Source organism: Sphaerobacter sp. (assembly GCF_019683595.1).
In the GTDB taxonomy this organism is placed as follows: Bacteria; Chloroflexota; Chloroflexia; order Thermomicrobiales; family Thermomicrobiaceae; genus Sphaerobacter.
The window spans coordinates 43,692-50,537 of record NZ_JADGHZ010000005.1 but is presented as its reverse complement, the minus strand read 5'-3'; the positions used below and the strand labels follow the sequence as shown (position 1 = coordinate 50,537).

General features: G+C 69.6%; 7 protein-coding genes. 3 read left to right on the top strand and 4 right to left on the bottom strand.

The features are described from left to right. Positions 1–151: 151 nt before the first annotated feature. Together IRZ30_RS01310 and IRZ30_RS01305 are read right to left on the bottom strand one after the other, a co-directional pair. Positions 152–1,648, bottom strand: coding sequence for an MFS transporter (locus tag IRZ30_RS01310; protein ID WP_294082101.1), 1,497 nt, complete (start codon positions 1,646–1,648; stop codon positions 152–154). A gap of 44 nt (positions 1,649–1,692) precedes the next feature. After that, positions 1,693–2,412, bottom strand: coding sequence for an LppX_LprAFG lipoprotein (locus IRZ30_RS01305; protein ID WP_294082099.1), 720 nt, complete (start codon positions 2,410–2,412; stop codon positions 1,693–1,695). Positions 2,413–2,604: 192 nt separating this feature from the next. On the opposite strand from IRZ30_RS01305, the gene IRZ30_RS01300 reads away from it, so the two are divergent. The 3 genes from IRZ30_RS01300 to ruvA are packed head-to-tail and all read left to right on the top strand — an operon-like array spanning position 2,605 to position 4,978. Beyond that, positions 2,605–3,492 carry a Stp1/IreP family PP2C-type Ser/Thr phosphatase gene (locus tag IRZ30_RS01300; protein WP_294082103.1) on the top strand — a complete coding sequence of 296 codons (888 nt, stop codon included), beginning with the start codon at positions 2,605–2,607 and terminating at the stop codon, positions 3,490–3,492. A gap of 50 nt (positions 3,493–3,542) precedes the next feature. After that, complete coding sequence (locus IRZ30_RS01295) at positions 3,543–4,400, top strand: amidohydrolase family protein (RefSeq protein WP_294082097.1); 858 nt, start codon at positions 3,543–3,545, stop codon at positions 4,398–4,400. After that, entirely contained in the window at positions 4,397–4,978 is a 582-nt protein-coding gene (ruvA, locus tag IRZ30_RS01290) for a Holliday junction branch migration protein RuvA (RefSeq protein WP_294082095.1), read from the top strand. Before IRZ30_RS01295 ends, ruvA begins: the two co-directional genes overlap by 4 nt. A gap of 66 nt (positions 4,979–5,044) precedes the next feature. Here ruvA and IRZ30_RS01285 read toward each other — a convergent pair whose 3' ends face one another. Both IRZ30_RS01285 and IRZ30_RS01280 read right to left on the bottom strand, forming a co-directional pair. After that, positions 5,045–5,857, bottom strand: coding sequence for an ABC transporter permease (locus IRZ30_RS01285; RefSeq protein ID WP_294082093.1), 813 nt, complete (start codon positions 5,855–5,857; stop codon positions 5,045–5,047). Continuing rightward, complete coding sequence (locus IRZ30_RS01280; protein WP_294082091.1) at positions 5,854–6,834, bottom strand: ATP-binding cassette domain-containing protein; 981 nt, start codon at positions 6,832–6,834, stop codon at positions 5,854–5,856. The genes IRZ30_RS01285 and IRZ30_RS01280 overlap by 4 nt, the downstream gene beginning before the upstream one ends. Positions 6,835–6,846 lie beyond the last annotated feature (12 nt).

The following is a 6,846-nucleotide window of genomic DNA, read 5'->3' as shown; positions in this document are numbered from 1 at the left end:
GCGTTGGGGGAGGCGTGATGCGTCATGCGTCAACCGTCATGCGGGATGGGTATTGTGTATTGCGTGTTCCGTGGTCCGTCCTACTCCCCTCTCCCCTGGTGGGAGAGGGGCCGGGGGTGAGGGGGACGTATGACGCATGACGCAAGGCGTATCACTCTCGCTCCCGGCGCGGGCGCTGGGAGAGGAAGAGCGCGGGGAGGATGGCCAGCAGGCAGATGAGGGCGGCGGCGCCGAACGTGTCGCGGATGACCTCGATGGTCGCCGGGATGGCCTGCTCCACCGCCACTTGCTGCTGGCGCGCCAGGTAGTCGGCCAGCGATTCGCCCGGTTGCTGGATGACGGGTGGTAAGCTGGTCAGCGCCTCGTTCAAGCGGGCAACGCCCCAGGCGGTCAGCGCGGAGATGCCGAGGGTCATGCCGAGCAGGCGCATGACGATCACGAGTCCCGAGGCGATGCCGAGGTCGGAACGGCGCGCGGCGTTGATGGCCGCCGCGGCGATGGGCGCGATGACCAGGCCCACACCGACCCCGGTGACCGCGAGGTCGAGGCCCATGCGCGACATCTCCAGCGTGTTGCCCCACCCGCTCATGCGCCAGAACCCGGCCGCGGCGACGAGCAGGCCGGCCAGAGTCACCCCGACGTAGCCAAAGCGCTCCGCGACGCGCCCGCCTGCCAGGGCACCGATTCCCATCGCCAGCGAAAAGGCGCCCAGCAGCTCGGCACTGACGAGGCTGACGCGGTCCTCTTCGACCAGGAGCGCGGTCAGCAGCGGGACGTTCACCATCGCCACCATCAGTGCCGCGCCGATGAGGAAGTTCGTCCCGTTCGCGGCGGCGAAGAGGCGCTCACGGAAGATGCCGAGGGGAATGAGCGGGTGCCGGGCTCGCCGCTCGACCACGACCAGCAGCGCCAGCGCGACGATGCCGACGACGACCAGCGGCAAGCGGTAGGCGGCCAGGGGGTTCGGCGCTGCCCCGAGTGCGCGGCTGCCGCCTCCCGGCATCGGCTCGGCACCGACCGACACTCCCAGGCTCAACCCCAGAAGGCCGACTGCCAGGAGCAGCGCGCCGGGGAGGTCGAGGGCCATGTGTTGGCGCCCTCCCAGTGGCAGGTCGCGCCAGCGCACCACCAGGACCGCGCCGGCCGTGAGGCCGATCGGCAGGTTGAGGAGGAAGATCCAGCGCCAGTCGCCGGTGAGCTGTTCGATGGCCGCGCCCCAGAGCGGCCCAAGCACCCAGCCGAGCGTATCGGCCGCGGCGACGACGCCGAGTGCGCCCGCTCGCCGTGCCGGAGGCAGCAGGTCGCCGACCACCGCCATCGCGACCGGCACCATGGCGCCACCGCCGAAGCCCTGGACGACTCGCGCGGCGATGATGGCTGGGAGTGTGTGCGCGGCCGCGCAGGCCGCCGAGCCGGCAAGGAAGATGCCCAGTGCTGCGAGGAAGGTCGCTCGCCGGCCGACGATATCAGAGAGCCGACCCATCAGGGGAATCGTGAGCGTATAGGCCAGGAGGTAGCCGCTGACGATCCACACGTAGCGGTCGGCCTCCGCGGTGTTGACGCGCAGGTCGACCAGGACGGCGGGGAGGATCGGGGCGATGACCGTCAGGTCCAGGGCAGCGACGACGACGATGATCAGGACCGGCACGAGCAGTCGCCCCGGGCTGTGCGCGCCGGGGACCGCTGCCGGTGCTAGGTCGCCGGCTTCTCGATGGTGACCGGCTCGTTGTGCTTGCTCAGGACGAGGGTCCATGTCGCCGGTGTCGCTCCCTGCGCGGCGGCCGTGTCGTGGAGCACAACCTTGCGAATGTCGGATGTCTCGCGGTCGATCCACAGGTCGAAGTCGATCGGGTCGCCCTGGAAGGCGTTGCCGGTCATCGGCGCGACCGCGGCTTGCGGGACGACGCCCCGCAGGTGGTAGGCCGACGCGCCGTCGAGGTTTTCCTCACCGACCAGCGTCACGTCGCGCGTGTCACGGAGCACGCCCGGGATGCCGCGCTCGGGGTCGAACACCACGGCCGGGTTGTAGTCCAGATCCTCTGGGGCGCGCTCCCACCGGCCGGTCAGGAAATTGGTCATGTATTGCTCCTGGCCCAGGGCGACCACGTTCACCGAGAGCGTCGTGCCGGCGAAGCCGATGTCGGCCTTGGCGGTGGCGCGGTCGGGGCGCTGGAGGTCGCCCTCAGCGCCGCGGAGAGCGAGCATCCCCTGCGAATCGAGGTAGACATCCCCGTCGATCGTCAACGTGTAGTGGGCCGAATCGAGCTCGTTGAACCGGGCCGCAGCGGCGTCGATTAGGCTCTGGGGCGAGGGTGTCGAGGTTGGTTCCTCGTCGGACCCACCGCAGGCGAGCACCAGCCCCGCCATGAGGAGGAGTACCGGCATGAGTCGTAGCAGTGGGACCCATCGCATCTGTTCGTGTCTCCATCCCGAGCACCGTCGAAACAGCGCAATCGTAACATAGGCGCGTGAACGGACGCGGAGTGGCGAGCGTGGCCAGGGACGCTCCGCTGTGCTACGATTTCGCAGCCAGAACCGGGGAATGTTCGCAGTTCCGGGGGAATAGAACGGTACCGAGGGTAAGGGCGCGATCACGTGGATGAAATGCGGGTGGCGGTCGGTGCTGCGACCGACACCGGGACCGTCCGGGAGGAAAACGAGGACAGCGTCTTCGTCGCCGATCCGGAAGGGGAGTTGGCCCAGAGCCACGGGGTGCTCCTGGCCGTCGCCGACGGCATGGGCGGCTACCAGCGGGGCGAAGTCGCGGCACAGATCGCGGTCGATACGCTGCGCGAGGACTACTACGGGTCGGAGATCGGCCCGACTGAGGTCCCGCAGCGCCTGAAGCAGGCCTTCCGCCACGCCAACGAGCTGATCTATCAAAACGGCTCGGCCAACGGCGACGAGAACATGATGGGCACGACGCTGGTCGCCGCGGTCATCCGGGGGAATGACCTGACGATCGGCAATGTCGGCGACAGCCGTGCCTACCTAATCCGGGCGAACCGGGCGACGCAGGTCACGCGGGACCACTCCCTGGTGGCGGAGCAGGTCGCAGCCGGCGCGATGACCGAGCAGGAGGCGCGCGAAAGCCAGCACCGCAACATCATTACCCGCGCGCTTGGACACCGGCCGCGCGTCGATGTCGATATCTTCGAGATCCGCTTGCTGGCAGACGACCGGTTGGTCCTGACGACCGACGGTGTCCATGACTACGTCGAGGAGGAGGATCTCGCGCGCATTGTGCTCAGCTCACCGCCCGAGCAGGCCGCGCGGGAGCTCGTCCAGACCGCACTGGCGCGTTCGTCCAACGACAACGTCAGCGCGGTGGTCGCCTGGATGATGCCGGCCGGTGCGACGCTGGAGCCGCAGCCGGTGGAGGCGGAGGCCGCCGGGCGCGCTGCGTGGCTGGTCCCGGTGCTGGTGCTGATCGGCCTCCTCGTCTTCATCGCGATCGTCGCGGTCATCCTGTTCATGGGTGGCGGGGCCTAGGAGCGCCGGCCCCGCCCGCACGGATGCCGCGGGCATGGGAGTGGCCGTCGGTGGTGGTCGTCGACGCGCACACGCACGTCTTTTCCCCGGAGATCTGCCGGGACCGTGCGGCATACGTAGCGCGTGATCCCTGGTTTGAGCACCTCTATTCAAACCCGCGCGCGGCGCTGGTGACTGCCGAGGACCTGATCGCCAGCATGGACGCCGCGGGGATCGACCGTTCCATCATCGCCGGGTTCCCGTGGCGCGACCCGGCCCTCTGCCGGATGCACAACGACTACATGGCGGCGGCCGCCGCGACGTACCCCGACCGGTTGAGCTGGCTGGCGACGGTGGTGCCGACCGCGCCCAACGCCGCCGAGGAGGCCGCCCGCTGCTTCGCCCTCGGCGCCGTCGGGATCGGGGAGTTGAATGCCGACGCGCAGGGGTTTGACTTCCGCGAGCCGGAACCGCTGGCCGCGCTGGTCGACGTCTGTGTGCAGCACGACCGTCCGGTGATGTTCCACGTCAGCGAGCCGGTGGGGCATATCTACCCCGGCAAGGGCACCGCGACGCCCGAGAAGCTCGTCCACTTCCTGGCGGCCTATCCCGATCTCCGGGTGGTCGCGGCGCACTGGGGTGGCGGACTGCCCTTCTATGAGTTGATGCCGGAGGTCGCGTCGCTGGCGCGCAACGTGGCGTACGACTCGGCCGCGTCGACGTACCTGTACCGCTTCGACGTCTTCCGGACGGTGCTGGACATCGTCGGACCTGAGCGCGTGCTGATGGCGTCGGACTATCCGGTGCTGCGGCAGGATCGCTTCCTGCGGCGGGTGCGCGATGCGAACCTGCGCGAGGAGGAGGTGGGCCCCGTGCTCGGCGGCAACGCGATCCGTGTCTACAACCTCCCCGGCGGGGATGCCCAATGATCAGTGGCGTTCGGGGTCCGATCCACGCCAAGTACCCGGGGATCGTGCTCATCGACCTCCATGGGCTCATCATCCGCGTGCTCACGTCGCAGACGACCGTCGACGACCTCGGTGAGGTTGGCGACCACGCCGAGCTCTACACGCACCTCCGCGTGCGCGAGGACGACATCACGCTCTACGGCTTCAGCACGCCGGAAGAGTTGCAGCTCTTCGAGTTGCTCATGAGCGTGACCGGCGTCGGGCCACGGGTGGCGCTGAACATCCTCTCGAGTGCCCGGCCGGAGGAGGTGCACCGGGTCATCGAGTCGGAGGACATCGCCTCCCTCAGCCGGGTGCCGGGCATCGGTAGGAAGACCGCCAGCCGGATCATCCTGGAGCTTCGCGGCAAGCTGCCCGAACCGGCCGGCATGCAAGGGCAGGCCCTCGCGGCGGCCGACGCTGAGGCGATGGAGGCGCTCATGGCACTCGGCTATACCGCGCCCGAGGCTCGCGACGCCCTGGCTCGCGTCGAACGCCGCGAGGGACAGACGGTCGAAGAGCGCGTCTACGCGGCGTTGCAGTCGCTTGCCCGCTCCTGAGGGGAGTGATCCGGGAAGGCGCCGGGCTGGCCGACCGCCGGGCCAGCCAGACCGGCGCATGGCCCACTACTCGCGGGCCAGCCGGCGGTACAGCACCACCGACAGCGGCGCACAGACGGCGACGATGCCCGCGCACCAGGCCAGGGCCTGCCAGGGCGCGGCGCCGGTCGTGTGGGCGAGCAGGAGGCCCCGCACCGCGTCGACGATGACGGTCACCGGCTGATGACGCACGATCGGCTGGAGCCAGCTCGGCATCGTCTCCACCGGCACGAACGCGCTGCTGGCGAAGGCGAGCGGCATCATCACCACGAACGCCATGACCTGCACCGCCTCCGGATCCCGAACGAGCAGCGCCACGACGGAGCCGATCCAGGAGACGGCGAAGCTGGTGGCGAGGAGGAGGCCGATGGCCCCGCACCAGGCGAGGGCGCTTGCCTCCGGCCGGAATCCGACCGCGAGCCCCAGCGCGAGCATCACCCCGATGATGAACAGGTTGCGCAGCGTGTCCGCGACGATCGGACCGGCCAGCACCGCGGAGGGCGCCATCGGCAGAGTGCGGAAGCGGTCGATGATGCCGCGCTTCAGGTCGTGAGCGAGGCCGATGCCGCCCGTCATCCCCTCCATGACGACCGACTGGACGAAGATCCCGGCCATCAGGAAGTTGATGTAGGACGCTTCCGGCGTCACGATCGCACCGCCGAAGACGTAGCGGAAGAGCAGCACGAAGATGATGGGCTGCACGGTGGCGGAGATCCACTGCTCGTGCTGCTGCGGGATGTGCAGCAGGTGCCGCCGGGTGACGACCCAGGCATCGGCGAGTGCCCAGTACAACCGGCGGTACACCGGCACGGGATCGACGGTCATTGCTGTGGTGTTCATGCGGCCTCCTCGCACTCGTCCCCGGCAGGCCCAGCCGGGGCACTGGTCAGGGCCAGGAAGACGTCATCCAGGGTGGGCCGCCGCAGCCGGAAGTCGAGCGGGCGCACGTTCCGAGCATCGAGGTCGCGCACCACGGCGGCGAGCAGACCGGGGACGTTGCGGATCGGGACGCTCACCTGTCGCTGCGCGACGTCGACGTGGGCGGGGCCGGTGGCGTGCCGCTCCAGCGCGCGGACCGCGTCCTCGAGATCGCTCTCCGCTGCAACGGTCACGTCGAGGCGGTCGCCGCCGACCTGATCCTTCAGCTCGTCGGCGGTCCCCGAGGCGATGACTCGCCCGTGGTCGATCACCACGATGGTGTCGGCGAGTTGATCGGCCTCATCGAGGTACTGCGTGGTGAGCAGCACGGTGGCGCCGCGCGCCGCCTGCTCGCGGATGATCTCCCACAGCGTCAGCCGGCTGCGGGGATCGAGGCCGGTGGTCGGCTCATCTAGGAAGAGGACCTGCGGCTCGGTGACGAGACTGGCCGCGAGGTCCAGCCGCCGGCGCATGCCGCCGGAGTAAGTCTTGACCGGGCGATGGGCCACATCGGTCAGGCCGAATCGTTCGAGCAGCGCGTCGGCACGCCGGCGCGCCTCCGCGCGCGGCAGGTGGAAGAGCCGCCCGACCATGACCAGGTTTTCCCGGCCGGAGAGGAGCTCATCGACCGTGGCGTACTGACCGGCCAGGCCGATGCGGGTCCGGACCTGGTCCGGCTGCCGCACGACGTCGAACCCGGCTACTTCGACGCGACCGGCATCCGGCCGGAGCAGGGTGGTCAGGATGCGGACGGCGGTCGTCTTTCCGGCGCCGTTCGGACCGAGGACACCGAGGATCGTACCCGGCTCAGCAGTCAAATCCAGTCCGGCGAGGGCCTGGGTGGTGCCGAAGCGCTTGACGACGCCGCGGGCGAGGATTGCTGGCGAGTGTGCACCCATAGGCGGTGTCTC

What these genes read in the sequence shown, in the direction of transcription:
- IRZ30_RS01305 (WP_294082099.1), bottom strand. Translation starts at nt 2,412, where the DNA reads ATGCGATGGGTCCCACTGCTACGACTCATGCCGGTACTCCTCCTCATG.
- IRZ30_RS01280 (WP_294082091.1), bottom strand. Translation starts at nt 6,834, where the DNA reads ATGGGTGCACACTCGCCAGCAATCCTCGCCCGCGGCGTCGTCAAGCGC.
- IRZ30_RS01300 (WP_294082103.1), top strand. Translation starts at nt 2,605, where the DNA reads ATGCGGGTGGCGGTCGGTGCTGCGACCGACACCGGGACCGTCCGGGAG.
- ruvA (WP_294082095.1), top strand. Translation starts at nt 4,397, where the DNA reads ATGATCAGTGGCGTTCGGGGTCCGATCCACGCCAAGTACCCGGGGATC.
- IRZ30_RS01285 (WP_294082093.1), bottom strand. Translation starts at nt 5,857, where the DNA reads ATGAACACCACAGCAATGACCGTCGATCCCGTGCCGGTGTACCGCCGG.